Source organism: Bacillus sp. DC4300-2b2 (assembly GCF_049895685.1).
GTDB classification, from domain to species: domain Bacteria; phylum Bacillota; class Bacilli; order Bacillales; family Bacillaceae; genus Bacillus; species Bacillus safensis.
Genome location: NZ_JAFCSW010000002.1, coordinates 405,404 through 423,236 on the forward strand (window position 1 = coordinate 405,404; position 17,833 = coordinate 423,236).

General features: G+C 41.8%; 21 protein-coding genes. 3 read left to right on the plus strand and 18 right to left on the minus strand.

The annotated features are described in order from the left end of the window. Positions 1 to 1,029 (minus strand): SepM family pheromone-processing serine protease, encoded by a 1,029-nt coding sequence (locus ACP69X_RS06920; RefSeq protein WP_039178313.1) that lies wholly within the window; start codon positions 1,027 to 1,029, stop codon positions 1 to 3. 4 nt (positions 1,030 to 1,033) lie between these two features. Then, on the minus strand, positions 1,034 to 1,813 hold the full coding sequence (locus tag ACP69X_RS06925) for a patatin-like phospholipase family protein (RefSeq protein ID WP_041084940.1): 780 nt from the start codon (positions 1,811 to 1,813) through the stop codon (positions 1,034 to 1,036). A 156-nt stretch (positions 1,814 to 1,969) separates the two neighbouring features. Between ACP69X_RS06925 and ylbJ the strand changes: the two genes are divergently transcribed. Next, positions 1,970 to 3,178: a sporulation integral membrane protein YlbJ gene (gene ylbJ, locus ACP69X_RS06930; protein WP_426052544.1), complete on the plus strand. Its 1,209-nt coding sequence runs from the start codon at positions 1,970 to 1,972 to the stop codon at positions 3,176 to 3,178. A gap of 13 nt (positions 3,179 to 3,191) precedes the next feature. Here the strand turns inward: ylbJ and coaD are convergent, their stop codons facing one another. From coaD to ACP69X_RS06975, 9 genes are all read right to left on the minus strand, one after another. Then, positions 3,192 to 3,674, minus strand: a complete 483-nt coding sequence (coaD, locus tag ACP69X_RS06935) for a pantetheine-phosphate adenylyltransferase (RefSeq protein ID WP_024426917.1) — start codon at positions 3,672 to 3,674, stop codon at positions 3,192 to 3,194. A 1-nt stretch (position 3,675) separates the two neighbouring features. Continuing rightward, positions 3,676 to 4,233: a 16S rRNA (guanine(966)-N(2))-methyltransferase RsmD gene (gene rsmD, locus ACP69X_RS06940; protein WP_075611355.1), complete on the minus strand. Its 558-nt coding sequence runs from the start codon at positions 4,231 to 4,233 to the stop codon at positions 3,676 to 3,678. Between the two features lie 310 nt (positions 4,234 to 4,543). Further along, the gene (locus ACP69X_RS06945; RefSeq protein ID WP_426052545.1) at positions 4,544 to 4,816 is read right to left on the minus strand and encodes a YlbG family protein; all 273 of its coding nucleotides are present in this window, start codon (positions 4,814 to 4,816) and stop codon (positions 4,544 to 4,546) included. A gap of 65 nt (positions 4,817 to 4,881) precedes the next feature. After that, a complete protein-coding gene (locus tag ACP69X_RS06950; RefSeq protein ID WP_007499807.1) occupies positions 4,882 to 5,331 on the minus strand; it encodes a YlbF family regulator in 450 nt (149 codons plus the stop codon). Positions 5,332 to 5,388: 57 nt separating this feature from the next. Next, positions 5,389 to 5,796, minus strand: coding sequence for a hypothetical protein (locus ACP69X_RS06955; RefSeq protein ID WP_073979455.1), 408 nt, complete (start codon positions 5,794 to 5,796; stop codon positions 5,389 to 5,391). A 72-nt stretch (positions 5,797 to 5,868) separates the two neighbouring features. After that, positions 5,869 to 6,117: a YlbE-like family protein gene (locus tag ACP69X_RS06960; RefSeq protein WP_039178297.1), complete on the minus strand. Its 249-nt coding sequence runs from the start codon at positions 6,115 to 6,117 to the stop codon at positions 5,869 to 5,871. Between the two features lie 19 nt (positions 6,118 to 6,136). Beyond that, positions 6,137 to 6,550, minus strand: a complete 414-nt coding sequence (locus tag ACP69X_RS06965; protein WP_041084944.1) for a YlbD family protein — start codon at positions 6,548 to 6,550, stop codon at positions 6,137 to 6,139. Positions 6,551 to 6,661: 111 nt separating this feature from the next. Continuing rightward, positions 6,662 to 7,705, minus strand: a complete 1,044-nt coding sequence (locus ACP69X_RS06970; RefSeq protein WP_041084945.1) for a CAP domain-containing protein — start codon at positions 7,703 to 7,705, stop codon at positions 6,662 to 6,664. A gap of 122 nt (positions 7,706 to 7,827) precedes the next feature. Continuing rightward, positions 7,828 to 8,250, minus strand: coding sequence for a CBS domain-containing protein (locus ACP69X_RS06975; protein WP_075612378.1), 423 nt, complete (start codon positions 8,248 to 8,250; stop codon positions 7,828 to 7,830). A gap of 161 nt (positions 8,251 to 8,411) precedes the next feature. On the opposite strand from ACP69X_RS06975, the gene ACP69X_RS06980 reads away from it, so the two are divergent. After that, positions 8,412 to 8,777 carry a YugN family protein gene (locus ACP69X_RS06980; protein ID WP_024426911.1) on the plus strand — a complete coding sequence of 122 codons (366 nt, stop codon included), beginning with the start codon at positions 8,412 to 8,414 and terminating at the stop codon, positions 8,775 to 8,777. 69 nt (positions 8,778 to 8,846) lie between these two features. Here ACP69X_RS06980 and ctaG read toward each other — a convergent pair whose 3' ends face one another. From ctaG to cyoE, 6 genes are all read right to left on the minus strand, one after another. Beyond that, on the minus strand, positions 8,847 to 9,725 hold the full coding sequence (gene ctaG, locus ACP69X_RS06985; RefSeq protein WP_338527581.1) for a cytochrome c oxidase assembly factor CtaG: 879 nt from the start codon (positions 9,723 to 9,725) through the stop codon (positions 8,847 to 8,849). Between the two features lie 30 nt (positions 9,726 to 9,755). Further along, complete coding sequence (gene ctaF, locus ACP69X_RS06990; protein WP_024426910.1) at positions 9,756 to 10,085, minus strand: cytochrome c oxidase subunit IVB; 330 nt, start codon at positions 10,083 to 10,085, stop codon at positions 9,756 to 9,758. A gap of 2 nt (positions 10,086 to 10,087) precedes the next feature. Then, a complete protein-coding gene (ctaE, locus tag ACP69X_RS06995) occupies positions 10,088 to 10,708 on the minus strand; it encodes a cytochrome c oxidase subunit III (protein WP_024424780.1) in 621 nt (206 codons plus the stop codon). Beyond that, a complete protein-coding gene (gene ctaD, locus ACP69X_RS07000; protein WP_039178285.1) occupies positions 10,708 to 12,579 on the minus strand; it encodes a cytochrome c oxidase subunit I in 1,872 nt (623 codons plus the stop codon). Before ctaD ends, ctaE begins: the two co-directional genes overlap by 1 nt. 175 nt (positions 12,580 to 12,754) lie before the next feature. Continuing rightward, entirely contained in the window at positions 12,755 to 13,822 is a 1,068-nt protein-coding gene (gene coxB / locus ACP69X_RS07005) for a cytochrome c oxidase subunit II (RefSeq protein ID WP_041084948.1), read from the minus strand. 279 nt (positions 13,823 to 14,101) lie between these two features. After that, a complete protein-coding gene (gene cyoE / locus ACP69X_RS07010) occupies positions 14,102 to 15,019 on the minus strand; it encodes a heme o synthase (protein WP_034281660.1) in 918 nt (305 codons plus the stop codon). Positions 15,020 to 15,412: 393 nt separating this feature from the next. On the opposite strand from cyoE, the gene ACP69X_RS07015 reads away from it, so the two are divergent. Then, complete coding sequence (locus ACP69X_RS07015) at positions 15,413 to 16,336, plus strand: COX15/CtaA family protein (RefSeq protein ID WP_041084950.1); 924 nt, start codon at positions 15,413 to 15,415, stop codon at positions 16,334 to 16,336. Positions 16,337 to 16,374: 38 nt separating this feature from the next. Here the strand turns inward: ACP69X_RS07015 and ACP69X_RS07020 are convergent, their stop codons facing one another. Then, the gene (locus tag ACP69X_RS07020) at positions 16,375 to 17,811 is read right to left on the minus strand and encodes a cryptochrome/photolyase family protein (protein ID WP_426052546.1); all 1,437 of its coding nucleotides are present in this window, start codon (positions 17,809 to 17,811) and stop codon (positions 16,375 to 16,377) included. Between the last annotated feature and the right edge of the window lie 22 nt (positions 17,812 to 17,833).

Below are 17,833 nucleotides of genomic sequence, written 5' to 3' on the forward strand. Positions count from 1 at the left end.
TTAAGATGCTTTCTCTTTTAACTTATTTAAATAGTTCAGTGCGTCCTGCATTGTGTCTACAGGAACGATTTTCATATCACTTTTAATATCTTTCGCTGTTTTCACTGCATTTTTGTAGTCGGAGTTTGGATCACCTTTATCGTTTGGTGCAAAGAAGATATCTTTTCCTGCTTTATCTGCTGCAACGACCTTTTGATCAATTCCGCCAATTGGCCCGACCGTACCATCAGCGTCAATCGTTCCGGTCCCTGCAATCGCATAGCCATGAGTTTCGTCTTCTTTTGTTAGCTGGTTATAAATTTCAAGTGACATCATTAAACCTGCCGACGGGCCGCCGATATTTTCAATATCCACCTTAATAGAAGGCGAGACTTTCACATTTCGGTCTGTAAATAATGATACGCCAATTCCGACTCGATTCGGCTCTTCTTTAAAAGGTTTTAACTTCACTTGCTGCGTGATATCCTTGCCGTTTCGTTCAAGGACAAAACGGACAGATGTACCTGCTTTTTGACGGCTGATATACGACACCATTTTATCAGCAGAGTCATACGTCTTGCCATCAACGCTTTTAATCCGGTCGCCCACTTCAATTTTACCGTAAGCAGGCATGCCTTTCATGACGTAGCTCGCATATACCCCATTAAACGTATAATCTACTTTTTTACCTGCTTTTGTATACGCTGCAATCATGGCATTTTCTTGAGAGCTTTTCATCAGCTGAAGCTGTCTTTTCATATAATCTTCATCCGACTCTCCGTCCGCTTTAATATTTTCTTCTGGGACGATCTCGTCATATTTATTCATTTTCGCAAGCAAATACGTATACGGATTGGCTGGACCTACTTTAATCGTCATAAGAGAGAAGCTGCCCTTCTCACCGTATCCACCGTCCACTTGAATGTGAGGGGCAATCTCTGTTGCATCACCTGGCTTTGTCACGTAATACGGTAGTTTGACAAAAGTTAAGCCAAATAAGACAAGAACAACGACAAAAAAGCTGAGCCAGCGAATATTCAATTTTTTCATTCGATTAACACTCCCATTTATCAATGACATCTTTCAGTTTACCTGTTAATTGGTCTGCGGCGAGCTCACCAGCTTCAATCATCTCCTGAACCTGTGTGAACGAACTGGAGCTAAATGTTTCAAGCCTCGGCCGAATCATGAGATCTGCATGAATGGTTTGATGACGGACCAATTCATTTTGAAGGATGTCCAAACTTTGCATGATCACATCCGATAATCTCGTCGCCTTTTCTGTTTTTTTCACCCTTGATACATCAGAGGCGATAATAAGGTCTGCGCCCATTTCTTTTAAAACAGACACAGGAATGCGGTCAACAACCGCTCCATCCACTAGCTGTCTGCCGCCCATTTCGTGAGGAACAAACACGCCTGGAATGCTGATGCTTGCTCTGACTGCTTGTGAGACAGACCCTTCTTTAAACACAACCTTTTCCCCTGTTTCGAGGTCACAGGCAACCACCGCAAGGGGCATTCTTAATTCTTCGAATGTTTTCCCATATGTAAACGTGTGAATCAGCTGCAAAATTCGATTTCCTTTTAAAAGACCGATTTTTGGCAGTGTATAGTCAGCATAATACTTTCTTCTGAAGACAAGTGCAAGTTTTTTCATTTTTTCTACGTCTTGTCCTGCCGCATAAAAGCTCCCAACAAGTGCGCCAATACTGCTTCCTGCGATCATATCTACCTGTATCCCTTGCTTCTCAAGACTAGACAATACCCCGATATGCGCCATTCCCCTCGCACCCCCGGAGCCTAGTGCAAGCCCGATGATCGGTCGCTTCATGAAAATCCACCCTCCTCTTTCTATGCATATATACGAATCTATAGGTCTAAACATGCCCCTACTGCTCGTATAGTAATAGAAGACAGGCTCGGCTAATTTCTTTTTCTACAATCACGAGCTCGCCAATAGATCATAACGGCAAGGGGCGAAATCTCCATGAAAAAATGGAACACTCTGTTCATCGCTGCTTTTTTTATTTTTTTAACAGCCACTGTGATTACACACCCACAAGCCTCTTTGCAAGCGTCGAAAAATGGACTTGCAATGTGGTGGGAGGTTGTATTTCCATCATTGCTTCCTTTTTTTATTTTGTCCGAGCTATTAATTAGTTTTGGGATTGTCAGATTTGTCGGGGTATTATTAGAGCCATTTATGCGCCCCATCTTCCGGGTGCCAGGTGTAGGCGGATTTGTCCTAGCAATGGGAATGGCTTCAGGGTTTCCTTCCGGTGCGAAATTAACGACAAGACTGAGGCAGGAAAGGCAGCTGACGCGGATCGAAGCAGAGCGTCTCGTTTCCTTTACAAATTCATCGAATCCATTGTTTATTTTCGGTGCGGTGGCTGTTGGTTTTTTTCATCACCCAGCTTTAGGCATTGTATTGGCAAGCGCACATTATTTAGGGAACCTTGCTGTTGGTGTGACGATGCGGGGATATAAAGCGCGGCATGATGCGCATCTAAGAAGCCGCAAGAAATTTTTAATCCCGCCGTTTAAAGAGGCTTTCAATGCTCTTCATACAGCAAGACTCGCAGAGAAAAGACCGCTCGGCCAAATTTTAAGTGATGCAGTCATGTCATCAGTCCAAACACTCTTTATGATTGGCGGCTTTATTATCTTATTTTCTGTGTTTAGCAAAATGCTGTCAGTTGTCCATGTGACAGACCTTTTATCCATAGGGCTCGGATATATGCTGCAAACGATGCACCTTCCCCCAGAATTAGACCTTGCCATGATTGCTGGTTTATTTGAAATCACATTAGGAAGCCAGATGACAGGGTCACAGGAAGTCACCCTTCTCGCTAAAACCATTGTCGTCAGCTTTATTTTAGGATTCAGCGGGTTTTCTGTTCAAGCCCAAGTCGCCGGCATTCTAGCGGCAACCGATATCCGCTTTAAACCGTTTTTCTTCGCCCGTTTGCTTCACGGGATTTATGCAGCTGTTTTTGCCTTTTTATTATTCAGGCCTCTTTATGTCTCTCGATCAGACATCGCTCTCCCGGCGGGTGCCTTTGATGCAGGCCAGCAGGTCGTCATGTTCAGCAGCGTGCTTTGGAATCAGCTTGTGACAGCTGGGCCCTTAATCACACTTTGCAGCTTGATTGTGTATATCGCGCTATACTATCGGAAATTAAAAAATGGATGAGTGCCAGGTGCACTCATCCATTAAATTTTTCCTTCAGCGCTGCTTCTACCTCTTTTGGTACAAGATCTTTGACTGCCCCATGATATTTCGCTACTTCTTTGACAATGCTGGAGCTTAAGAAGGAATATTGATTGTTGGTCATCATAAAAAACGTTTCAATTTCATCGTCTAACACTTTGTTCATTGAGGTGCCTTGCATCTCATACTCAAAGTCCGTCACAGCCCTTAGTCCGCGTAAAATAACTTTGGCTTCTTTTTGTTTCGCGTAATCAACGAGCAGGCCGTGAAAGGATTCAACTTTGATATTTGGCAGCTCCTTCGTCGCTTGGCGAATAAGCTCACACCGTTCTTCAACAGTAAATAATGGTTTTTTAGATGAATTATTTAATACACATACATACACTTCATCAAAAATCTTTGCACCTCTTTTGATGATATCCAAATGCCCCAATGTGACTGGATCGAAGCTGCCCGGACAAACGGCTATGTTCCCCATATTAATTTCCCCGCTTTCTATAGATCGTAATACCAGTCAATCCGTACAGTTCCTGTCTTGTAATGTGGAGCTGTCCTGCTTCCTCTGGCAGTTTCACATCTTTGTCGTGCTCACACACGATCACGCCGTCATCTGTTAACAAGGCGTGATCGTCAATCATTTCAAGAAGTGCTTTTAGCTGTTGATCTTTATAGGGCGGATCAAGGAAAATGGCTTGAAAGGATTCCTCTCGTTTCACAACAGCTGCGAGTGCACGCTTTGCTTCATTTCGAAACACTTCACTTTGATCCATTAGCGACAATTGATTCAGGTTCCCTTTAATCGTCTGAATCGCCTTCATATCTCGATCAACAAATATGCAATGATCGAATCCTCTAGAAAGCGCTTCAATTCCTAAACCACCGCTTCCTGCAAATAAATCAAGGGCCCATCCGCCATCGAAATACGGCCCGATCATATTAAATATCGATTCTTTTACTTTATCTGTCGTCGGTCGTGTTGATTGACCTGGTACCGCTTTAAGTGTGCGGCCTTTTCTCGTTCCAGAGATGACTCTCATTTTTCCACCACTTTTTCTGCTTGCTTCTATTGGTCATTGTTGATGACAAAAAATTCAACATTATCTTACCACATCACTCCTCAAGGAACAATGCGCGGATTTTCATTCATTTTCTATGTATAGATCAAGAAATCCGGGGTCATACTACTTATAACAGCATCTGATGTGGTGCTGTTGCCAACCGCGGAGAAGACTTACGTTTCCCCATAAGTTCTTCCTCCGGTTTCTCCTCTCCCTTTGCCTTCTCCTTAATGAATCATTAAGAATAGAAGGACCCCGCGGGTGATGCCGCGGGGATTTTTTTGTGTCTTTAAAAGCCCACCTTATAATCATACTCTTTTGCTTTGTCCAATTTGGACTCGTACTCTAACTTAATAAAAGGTTTATATGAAGGCTCAACACGTTTCACAAATGGTAACGAGCTAAGCTTAGCCATATAGCGCTCAAGATCATTCATATCACAATAGATCACCGCATATTTCATTTTCCTTGAAATATAGTGAACATTCCCGAATTTTCTTAGCGCTTTTGACTGCTTTAACGAATGCAGCCAGACGACCATCCCTTGACGTTTGGTTTCCATCTTTTCACCTGCCGCTTTTCAATTCTTTTCATTCATTATGTAAAAGACGAGACATTCAAGTCTCGTCAAGATACTTTACAGCCGCAGCTGCCACCTGATCCACAGCCACCGCCGCATGATGATAGACCATCAAAATATGGGTTCCCTGTTGGAACTTTAATATATGCTGATACAGCTTGACCGATTTCAATACTAATCTCATCTAAGATGGATTGAATCGCTGTTTCTGCTTTTTTGAAATCAACCACTGTATCGTGAAGATCTAGCTTTCTTTTGACCTCACGCATTTCCTTTGAGATCGTTCTATAGTCCGGATGGTATTTGCCGAACCGCTGCACATCCTCATATTGCTCTTTTACTTTTGTAAAATGGGCAATAATTTGTTGGGCTTCTTCGTCTTGCTGGAGACGCTTAAAGCAGTTGCGGTAATGTTCAGCCTCCTCCGACTGAAGAATCATGGCAGCCAATTGATTTGCTTCCTCTTGGAGCTCCACAGATTCGATTGTCGCATACATAAATGTTGCACCTCCAATTCATAGTTTACCACGAAACCTATGGATCAGAAAATGCTTTTACGTGACAAATACATCCCATGTTTCTCTTTTCTGTTTATATTCTGGATGACGGGAATTCAGCACAACGGTCATTTTATGCTTTCCTTTTGAAAGATGCTTGACCACAAATGCCGCAGTATACTCATTCCCTGCACGTTTCCCGTCTACATACACTGTGAAATATCCCGCCTTCTCGTTCTTTTTTAGACGCTCTGGCTGAAGATGAAAATCTTGAAGTGTACTTTCTATATAGACAGACGATCCCTGCACTTTGTATTTCAAAAAGCCTTGCTGTTTCATTTCGCTTTGGGTTTGCTGCATGACTGGTAATGCTGGGTCTTGCTTGTTCACTTGCTCTTCTCCATGTTGACTTTGACACCCGGTAACAAGAAAAAGCAATGCGCCTATTGACAGCATCCATTTCATCATCTGATTCTCCTTTCATCTACTTTTATAGGATGCTCAGGAAATAGACATCTTAATCAACTCAAAAAAGCCTCAACCGGCTCCATTTTGATTGCGCATTGCTTGGAACATTTGAATCATCATTTCAGCCATTTGGACGCTATTGCTCAACTGACTTACACGATGAGGAATGGTTTTTTCGTAAAAGTTCATTTTATCTAATTCAAAGGACGATAGATTTTCAGGATGTCGCGTCAGCTGTCTGTACCAGAGAGGACGCTGCCTTATGAATTTGATTCGATCCTCTTCGGCCATGACAAATTCCTGTACTTCTTTTCGCACCAGAAGCATCCCCTTTCACTTAATCTTTCCTGAAGGAGAATGGGTGCTGACTGCCTCCAGATGAACCTTTCTTTGAACCATTGGATGAAAATTGGCCGAGTAAGCTTTGTAAAGAGGAAATAGACTGGCTCATTTTGTTAATCTGTTCATTCATTTGATCAGCGTCCATTTTTTTCACAGCAGAAACCATTTTAGACATAAAATCTGCTTTTCCTGCTTCACTTGGCTTAGAGGCTTTTTCTTCTTTAGCGTCTTCAGATTTCGTTTGCCGGTAAGGTGACCACATTTCATCTTCTTCACCAAACATGACCCAATTCTCGTAGACACTTTGCCAGCTTTTTTCTTGCGTTTGCACTTCTTGAATTAACTTCGGATGGCGTCTGACGAATTGTTTAAATTCATCAATGGATGTTTGTTTTTGCTTGTTTGTCATATCCTCACCCCCCATACAAATGCCTACTATACTATATACACCAGCATCTATTTTGGTGAGCCTCTTTTTAAACATCAAAAAAACAGCTGCGACTTATGCAGCTGCTTTCGTTTAAGATGTTTTCTTGATGAAATTCTGGGTGTAATATTTTTCTTTCACCCCTACGCCAAGATGCGTGTAATCTTTATTTAATAACGCCTTCCTGTGACCTTCACTATTGAGCCAGCCCTCTACCGCTGCAGGTCCATCGACATAGTTATAGGCAATGTTTTCACCTGCGAGCTGAAAGCCCACCTCGCCTCTTTCTAACCGATCTTTCAGCGTACCGTATTTTTTAGATTCATGGGAGAAATAATGATTCTCTTTCATGTCCTCACTATGCATAAAAGCCACTTCAGAGGTTTCATCATCCCACTTTAAGATCGGCAGGTTGTACTTATGGCGGATAATATTGGTCATATCAAAAATTTGTTTTTGACTGGAAGCCTCGATATCTTTCCACTTTTCGCCTGATATCGGCTCAGGTTCTACCAATTGACCTCGGTAGACCACCTCATACGGCTTTTGTTTCACAAATGTATCTGCGTTGAAGGCCCTGATACTTGAAAGGGTGCTTTCAAACTTATCCATGTAAAGCTGAACATACACATCATCTCCCACTTTCACAGTGGGTCTTGTATTCATATCATCTTCTGAGAATTCAAAGCGGTATGAATTTTGTTCATCCTCTACATGAATGTAAGGTGCAATTTGTGTTTTCTTAAATACTTCACTCGTGGCTTGACCGATTTTAAATGGTTCAACATTCAGTCCGTCTCCTGTTGCAAACAAGGTCACCACTTTACTATCCTTTACCCCTACTTGAATATAGTGCTTCTTCGATTGGTTGTAAATCCACCAGTCATAATCATATGCGGAAGGATCAATGCGATCTGGTTCTCCCAGCTGTTTAAGCACTTCGTTTGAAGATTTCCCCATAAAGGACATGAGCCCCTTCTTTGGGATATTGATCGGCTTATCGCTAGATGTTTCTTCATTAGACACCTTCGGTTCATTGCTGTTTTCTTTTTCTGGTGAAGATCCATATTGAATAAACAGAACGTACGTTCCAGATATAATCAGGAGGATGAGGAGTGTTTTGAGCACAGTTTTCAAATAAACACCTCCGTTAAATTGGCAAGGTACAAAAAGTACCTTCTACTGTCATTTAAACAAAACTTGCTCCATTTATCAACGACAATACAGCCTATTTAACACGAATTTAAAATATGCCCCTCTTAATGAAGAAATCCTTGCCCATGATTTTGATCCTGTTGAGAGATTTCTGTCAGTGCCTCTCCCGCGCGATCATTTGATAAATCTTCGACTGATAAATCTCCAAGAGCGACAATCCCTGTTAATGCGCCGTTTTTTACAACGGGAATGCGGCGGAGCTGATGCTCTGACATGAGTCGGACAATTTCTTCAAGTGTTGCATCTTCTTCAGCTGTTAGTACTTCCTTCGTCATCAGCGAGCCCACTTCCTGTGAGTTTGGCTTTTTTTCTGCAATGCCTCTGAGCACAAGGTCACGGTCTGTCACTATTCCAACGAGCTGATCTCCGTCAACCACTGGAATGGCACCGATATCAGCATCTCTCATTTTGACTGCTGCTTCATACGTATTGTCATCTTGCTGACATGTCACTACTTTTTTTGTCATAATATCTTTGATTTTTTTCGTTTTCACGTTGATTCCTCCATCCGTTATTTTCTTTATTACTGTAACCAGCTTATAAAAGAACATACCTTTCACAGTTGAAAGTTTAACGCTTTCATACTATGATTGTCAGTAAAGGGAAATTTTATAAGGAGGGGTTTTGGGTGAAGTTTGAAGGTACGGGGATTGAAGAGGTATCAGCTGACTTAAATAAATTAGATTTCATTATGGAAAGTGAAGGATTTGTACGAGCCGATCAATGGGATTATGAGCGTGTGACGTACGACAGAAAGTACAGCATGGTAGAAGGAACCTTTTATTTACGAATTTCCGGCTACGCCACCGAAGGAGATGTCGGTGCCAAAAAGGCACACATCCAGCTTCTAACACCATTACTTGGAAAACACTATTATCCACATGGCGTTGAATATGGCGAAGGCGAAGAATTCCCTAAGTCTCTCATCCAATCAAGCAAAAAAACACTTGCACAGCTGAAGGAAAAACTAGAAGCCATGACGGCTGAAGCATAAAACAAAGGGCAAAAATATCTTTTAGCCCTTTTTCTAAGATGAAAGCACAGCCATCTGGCTGTGCTTTTTTTATTCATATTTCGGAATAAGCGCATCTGGTACGGCATCTTTCGCCCTTTCTTTTCTTGCCCAGTCAAAAAAGACAACAGCAAGAATAGAGCCGTACACAATCTCCTGAATAATTTTCATCAAAATGGCTCCTAGCTGCTGGTCCTCTAGCAGCGGCAAGGTGTGGAACATTTCAGGGCCAGTGAGAGCAAGGCCTGCAAGCATATCACTTGGCACACATAAATGCAGTGCTTGTATCCATGCACCTGCATTAGAATAGGTTGCATAGATCGGAGCCTCACTAAACATGATAAGTGCACAGGCCGGAGTCATCAATATCCCGTCTGCCATGATATATCCAAGCTTCAAAATGCCTGTGATCTGCGGCAGACTTTGAACTTTATGGACAAGCGGCCACCACATGAAAAAGGCAGCGATAAAAATAACAACCGTCATCAATGCATGGTAAAACGGATCTGTTTTCACAAAATCAAACACAAGTGGAATGTGATACAGCGAAAACAAGCCGTTAAACCCAAGCAGTGCAATTAAAGGCTTGGAAAACAAACGGAAAACGGCTTGAATACCTGGTGTTTGAATGATCCGCTCCCAGATGGCTGCAGGCAATCCTGTAATAAGGAGAGGCGGGATAACTAAATAGAGCACTGCCATTTGCGCCATATGTGCACTAAACATAATATGCCCCATTAAATCAATTGGGCTCCCTTTCACAGCATATAATAGAACAAGCCCGGTCAGAAATAACGTTTTCTCTTTCACGGTCGCACGGTGCTTCCCCTTTGTCACAAGAAGCAGATAAAGAGCAGCTGCTATCACAATACATGTCAAATAATAAGGGCTCCATAATGCCCGAAATCCGAATATTTCTAAGTTTTCCATTGCTGCGCCTCCTTCAAGGGCAAAGCGGGTTTACCACCATATAATGGTCAAAAAGGCTAATACGGTAATAAACGCAACAAACACACCTGAGTATAGAAACAAGGCGGGTGTTTCATGCCCTTTTTGGTTCATGTGCATAAAATAATAAAGCTGAAAAGCCACCTGAATGCCTGCAAGCAGTAAAATAAACGGTACAGCGAACCAGTTTCCAACGTCTTCTGAGGCGATCGTTAAAAACGCAACAAATGTTAATCCAATCATCAAGCCGAAAGAAATGAGCTGATGCTTCATTTCTTCGGCATTTTTCTTTTTACGATATACAAGGTCGACTTTGGACTGATTTGTGTTTTTATTTCCCATTCTTATCCCACCATTCCCATTAAATATACAACGGTAAAGATGAAGACCCACACAACATCAATGAAGTGCCAATAGAGACTTGCCACATAATATTTCGGCGCATTGTATAAATCAAGTCCGCGTCTCATATTTCGGATCATGAGAGCGGTAATCCAGCAAAGTCCGAAGGCAACGTGAGCTCCGTGAGTTCCTACAAGTGTATAGAAGGAAGAACCAAGAGCTGAGCTGGTAATCGTAAATTCATACGCATGCACGTAGTGATAAAACTCATAAATCTCAACCCCTAAAAATCCAGCACCTAAAAGGACCGTGATACCAAGCCAAAGCTGCATCTTTTTAAAGGCAAAGTTTTTCATATGATACATGGCATACACACTCGTTAAACTGCTCGTTAATAGAAGCATTGTGGCAATAAAGACAAGTGTGAGGTCAAACATATCAGTTGTTTTTGCTCCGCCTGCATTTGAGTTTTTCAGCGCCAAATACGTGGCGAAAAGCGATGCAAACAGAACGGTTTCTCCTCCAAGAAACAGCCAGAACCCGACAAACTTATTCTTCCCTTCTAACGTGGCTTTCTCAGGAGAAGCCGGAAAGGTTTCCGCCGTCATTTTTTGTGGTTCCATTATGCTTTCACCCCTTTATCATCGTCGTCGGTCAAATCTTCTTTGTGAATATGGTATCCATGATCATCTTTCAGAGACCTAACGAGCATGGTCGCAAACGTAATACCAAGACCAATGAAGATCACTGGAAGCCCCCAGTCGTGCTCTTGACGATACATGAAACCAAACGCTGACACAAATAGACCGAATGAGATAATGACAGGCAAAATGGAGTTATTCGGCATGTGAATATCATCGAGCGGTTCAGATGCTGTCATTCCTTTTTTACCATCCATTTTTTCAATCCATAATGGATCTAGTCCTCTGACAAGCGGAAGCTGTTTAAAGTTGTATTCTGGCGGAGGCGAAGACACTGCCCATTCAAGTGTTCTTCCATCTCCCCAAGGATCGCTCGATACACGCTCCCCTTTTGCTGTTGTCCAGATGATATTAATCAGCATGATCACAACAGCTACAAACATAAACAGTGCCCCAATCGTACTGATCAAGTTCCCAAGCTCGAGACCCTGACCTGGCAGGAACGTAAAGACCCGGCGCGGCATGCCCCATAGACCGAGAAAATGCTGGATAAAGAAAGTTAAATGGAAACCGATGAAAAACAGCACAAAACCAATTTTCCCAAGTTTCTCATTCAGTATTTTTCCAAACATCTTCGGCCACCAGTAATGTACACCTGCTAGAATACCGAAAACAACCCCGCCGATAATGACGTAATGGAAATGCGCCACAACAAAATACGTATCATGGAACTGATAATCCGCTGCTGCTGCCGCAAGCATGACCCCGGTTACCCCGCCAAGTAAGAAAGACGGAATAAAGGCAACAGAATAAAGCATCGGCGTTGTAAACTTCACATTACCGCCCCATATCGTGAGCAGCCAGTTGAACACTTTAATTCCTGTTGGCACCGCAATTGCCATGGTCGCTACGGCAAAAATCGCATTGGCGATAGGTCCAAGCCCCGTTGTGAACATGTGATGCGCCCACACCATGAATCCAAGGAAACCAATCAATACAGTAGCAAACACCATGGACGAGTAGCCAAACAGTCTTTTTCTTGCAAACACTGGAATGATCTCAGAGAAGATTCCGAATGCCGGCAGGATCAAGATATATACTTCTGGGTGTCCGAAAATCCAGAACAAATGCTCCCAGATGATTGTATTTCCTCCAAGCTCTGGATTGAAAAAGCTCGTGTCAAACATTCTATCAAGCATCAGCATCGCAAGCCCTGCTGTCAGCGGCGGGAATGCGAATAAAATAAGTGCGGAGGCGACAAATGTCGTCCAAGTAAAGAGCGGCATTCTCATATACGTCATACCAGGCGCTCTCATATTAATAATCGTTGCAAGAAAGTTAATCCCGGCAATCAGCGTACCAATACCCGCTATCTGCAAACCTAAAATATAGAAATCCATTCCATGCCCTTCTGAATTCAGCGTGAGCGAAGCGTATGCAGTCCAGCCTGCATCAGGTGCTCCACCCATAAACCATCCAAGGTTTAAGAAAATTCCTCCGAAAAAGAATAACCAAAAACCAAGTGAATTCACAAACGGAAATGCTACGTCACGTGCACCAATTTGAATTGGTACAACCGCATTCATTAATGCAAATAAAAGCGGCATAGCTGCCAGGAAAATCATTGTCGTTCCATGCATCGTCATGATTTCATTGTAAACCCCTGCACTGACAAAATCACTTTCAGGGATGGCTAGCTGAATACGGATAAACATCGCTTCGATTCCGCCAACCAAAAAGAAAAATCCCCCTGCCACTAAATATAATATGGCAATTTTTTTGTGGTCAACCGTTGTCAAGTAATCCCATAAGACAGCGCCAAACCCCCGCTTTTTAGCTATTGTACTCACCATGAAATCCCCCTCTTATCTCCCATTTGCCCCTTTTCATATAGATGTCTTTCTTAACGATCCTTTAAACAGACTATGTCTGACAGATGACGACTTCTCGGTTGTAGAGACATATTCGGGAGCTCTTAACAAAAACTTCACATCGATCACATACCCTCTTGCATATCTGCTCTAGTTGTTACTCGACTTTAAGACCTTTTAAATACTCGTAAAGTGCATCTGCTTCTGAGTCATTTAATTTAGGGTACGTTCCTGTCATCTTATTCCCTGGTTTAAAGCTTTCTGGATCTTTCAGCCATGCTTTCACATTTTCTTTGTTCATGTCTTTGATTCCAGCTACTTTCGTCCGCTCTCCGAAGGTCGCAAGGTTTGGTGCTGTCCTTGCTGCTTCCGGCCGTTCGTCACCAGGCTCTACTGCGTGACAGCTCAAGCAGTTTTTCTCTTTAAATAGCTTTTCACCCTCTAAAGCGAGATCTTTTGTGGATTTAGGCTTCTTGTAATCAGCCATTTTTTTCGTCCATCCTAAAAACTCATCTTGAGAAAGCGTTTTAACTTTAAAGTCCATTAAAGCATGTGACGGTCCGCAAAGCTCCGCACATTTCCCGTAGAAATATTCCCCTGCATCTTTCGTTCGTTTCGAGTCAAAGGTTAAATAAAATTTGTTCTCATTTTCTGTGTTTGTATCAATTTTACCACCAGCCGATGGAATCCAGAATGAGTGTTTGACATCGGATGCTTTCAGCTTAAAGTACACCTTTTGATCTGTTGGTACGATCAATTCCTGACTTGTGACAATCCCATAATCAGGGTATTCAAATTCCCACCAATATAAGCTTGCTCTTACATTGACAACAAGTGTCTTTTCAGGATCTCGTTTTTTCTTATCCATAGCGCTTGTATCCCCTAGTTCAAGCGTGTATGCCACAACAGGTACAACGAGAATAATGAGTAGAAGAATCGGAATCGCTGTCCATGTGATTTCTAGGTTGCGGTTCCCTTCCACCTGCTTTGGAATCGTATCTTCTCCCACTTTAGAACGTTTGAATTTAATGATGACGTAAAAGAAAATGATCGATACAACAATGACGACAAGAACCATAATGAGTGTACTCAGTACCGTTAGGAAAAACTGTTTATCTGCTACTTCCCCAACTGGCTTGAGTGTTGATAAGTATGGTTCACCACAGCCCGCTAAAACGAGCGTCAGTAAGAGAAACAGTGAATAAACACGCCATTTTCTTATCATAATTTGTCCCAACCCCTTTTGCTTGATCTCCTTTGCCTTTCGCTTTTTACCTCTTATTTATAAAATCACTTCTCACCCATCGATAACCCCCGCCTCTTATAAAAGCACTTACATTTCCTCTTTTCATAAAAAAATGATGTTTTTACTCAAAATACCATCTATGTATAAACAGAAAGCCGCCTAAATAGAACTGAATATCAGGCGGCTTTCATAGTTGTTAGAAAATGTTGTGTTATAAGATATAGCCATTGTTTTGATGTGATCAAAGTGTATTTTACTCTAGAATAGTGTAATAATAATCATCGCTACGAAAAAGATAGTTAAGTAGTTTAATGAATAAACGAACATGAGTGTTGACCACTTCATGATGTCTTTCATTTTAAAGCCCATAAGGCCAATAACAAGCCATCCAATATTAAGCAGTGTACCAAGTGCGACAATCGGCCATCCTAATCCACCTAAGAAAAATGGAAGTGGAAGAAGACATGCTGTCCAAATGATGATCTGGCGTTTTGTGACTTCAAAGCCGTAAACAACTGGCAGCATTGGAATGCCCGCCTTACGGTAATCTTCCGTTTTCTTAATCGCAAGTGACAGGAAGTGCGGGATTTGCCAAATGAACATAATCATAAACAAAACCCAAGCCGTTGTATCAATTGTTCCTGTGACCGCTGTCCAGCCGATTAATGGCGGAACCGCACCAGATACACTTCCGATAACTGTATTGATGGTGTAATGGCGTTTAGACCACATGGTGTAAAGAACCGCATAAGTAAAGACTCCAATAAATCCAATCACTGCTGATGTAATGGTCGTCATCAGAAGCATAATAAGTCCTAATACAACAAGCAAAATGCCAAATGCATACGCTTGCCCCGGCTGAATTTTACCTGTAACCGTCGGTCTTGTTTTTGTTCTTTCCATTAATATATCAATATCACGGTCAAACGCATTATTAATCGCGCATGAACCGGCAATAATAAGAGAAGAACCAATCATTGTTAACAGCACAATATCAAGATTTCCAAGAAAACTCATACCTGTAAAATAAAAAGCAAGCCACATTCCAGTAAATGTCGTAATGAAATTGGAATTGACGATGCCCATTTTAATCAGAGCAAGAAAATCTTTCCACGCTGTTGTTTCTTCTATTTGTCCATGAATAGCTGCTTCCGCGGCTGTTTTGGAATTTGCCAATGTGTATAACCTCCCTTGCCCAAACCTTCAAACGAACGAATGACACGTAAAATCATTACAACTCTATCATACAAGATAAACAGCTGTAAAAAAACATCCTATTAAATAATAAACGACAAACTTGAAGTTATTTGTGAACTTTTCGTGAATTTATTAGGATATATGTGTGTTTCAGAAGGTGGTGCAAAATGAAATATTCTCTCCTCTATTTCTATCAGACTGTCAAAGAAAGATCAAGCACTCTAAATCTGTAAACTTTGTGAACTAACATATCATTTTTTTGTGAACTTTGGTCATTATGAATTGCAACAGAACACGCATTTGGCTTAAACTTGAGAGCATGTGAGGTTTTCATTTACATCAGAAGTTTTTTAGAGAAGGTGAAATAATTTGATGAAATTTGCTTTAAGGCTATTGAGCGTGATCACAACGTTTGTGATGCTGATCGTACTGATTGGCGGTGCGCTTGTTACGAAAACCGGTTCGGGTCTTGGCTGCGGTAGACAGTGGCCCCTTTGCCACGGTCGTTTCTTTCCTGAAATGAACCCCGCTTCCATCATCGAATGGAGTCACCGCATGTCAACAGGGGTTTCCACCATTCTTGTTCTGGCACTGGCGGTCTTATGCTGGAAAAAAATCAGTCCAGTATTCCGTGAAACCAAATTTTTGGTCATCATGTCCATTATATTCTTAATGCTTCAAGCGCTGTTAGGAGCTCTTGCCGTCGTATTTGGTTCTAACGCACTTGTGATGGCACTGCACTTCGGTATTTCACTCATTTCATTTGCTTCAGTATTACTGCTTGCCCTTCTTGTCTTTGAAGCAACCAGATCTGAAACAAAGCTTGTGAAGCCGCTTCATATTGGCAAAAAAATGCAGTTCCATATTTATGGGTTGATCACGTATACGTATATCGTGGTCTATACGGGCGCTTATGTGAGACATACAAAGTCAAGCCTTGCTTGTTCTGTCTTCCCGTTTTGTTCAAAAGACGGTGCACTTCCAACGTATTTTAATCAGTGGGTTCAAATGTCTCACCGAGCAGCAGCACTTCTTTTATTCGTCTGGATATTTGTCGCTATGTTCCATGCCATGAAACATTATAAAGAACAGAAGCAGCTGTATTATGGATGGATCATCTCTGCCATTCTGATTACACTTCAAGCCATTTCAGGTGTGATGTCTGTTTATTCTCAGCTTGCACTTGGTTACGCGCTGGCTCATTCATTCTTTATTTCTTGTTTGTTTGGGGTACTATGCTACTTCTGCTTACTGATTGCCCGGTTTAAATATGAAAGCAAAGAGCCATTTAAATAAGATTTGTATCCCCCAATCATGCCGAGAGGGGGATTTTTTTATTGTTGTTTAGCTTCTTCGAATAGCGAGATGGCTTTTTTGCGTCTTTCCCCGTGATCAACTGTTGGCAGCGGGTATGTATCCCCTAGTACACAGCTCGATTTCAGTTGTTCATCGATCGGCAATTTACTTGGTTCATGAATCCATTTTTCATCGACATGCTTAAGCTCTGGTACATATCTTTTAATATATTCCCCGCTCGGATCAAATCGCTTTGACTGAGTCGTTGGGTTAAAAATACGGAAGTACGGTACGGCATCTGTCCCAACAGAAGCTGCCCACTGAAATCCTCCGATATTCGAAGCCTCATCATAATCCACAAGCTTTTTTGCAAAATACGCTTCTCCCTTTCTCCAATCAATCAAATAGTCCTTTGTTAAAAATGAGGCGGTGACCATTCTTAAACGGTTATGCATCCAGCCTTCCTCATTTAACTGCCGCATCCCTGCATCAACGAGGGGAAAGCCTGTTTCACCTTTACACCATGCGTTAAACAGCGTCTCATCTTCATTCCATTTCATTCCTTGAAACGCCGAATTAATTTCTTTTTCTTTCATCTCTGGATAATGAGCATAAATCATATGGTAAAAATCTCGCCATGCCAGCTCTTTGATAAAGGTTTCTCTGCCCTCGTCTTCAAACAGCGCTTCCTCATGAACCGCATGAAAGATCGTTCGAATTGAGATGGTCCCTGTTTTTAAGAATCGTGACAGCTTGCTCGTTCCAAAAACAGATGGAATATCTCTTTTCTCATGGTAACGCGCTAGTCTTTTTTGAATAAAGTCATGCAGCGTGTTCATCGCTTTGTGTGAGCCAATTTGATCAAATTTCCTTGAGCATCTCTTGATCATGCTGCGTAGTTTGACGTTTCCTTTGTGCGAAAGTGACTCATCACAAATCGTATGAGCGCTGCTGAGAAATGATTTGTCAACTTTTATCACAGGCTGCTTCTCTGGCTTTCGCCATGATTGATAGTATGGAGTAAACACTTGATAATGAGTGCCATCCGCTTTTAAAATATCTTGCGCCCCGTGAAGATGAGTATCTTGCCATTTTGACACATGAATGCCCTTCTTTTCTAAAAAAGCGGTTACGTGATGGTCACGCCTTTGTCCGATTCCCACTTGATCTTCATTAAAAAAGACAGCTTTGATGTCATACACATCGATAACTTGCTGAAAGGCGCGCAAGACATCGTCATGGAGAAGGTGAACATACATTTGAGATTCTCTTGCTTCCCTGATGAAATACGCCAAGTTTTGAAAAAAATGTTCGTTGTTTAAATCGAGGTCCATTTCAGTAAAAAATGGATCTAGATGATAAAGAGCAAATAATTTGTACTCGTGTTTTTTTGCATATGTGATCGCTTTTGATAAGGCGATATGATCATGTAATCGCATATCCCGGCGAAACCAAATCACAACAATTTTGTCCAACCTTCTTCACCTCACTCTATAG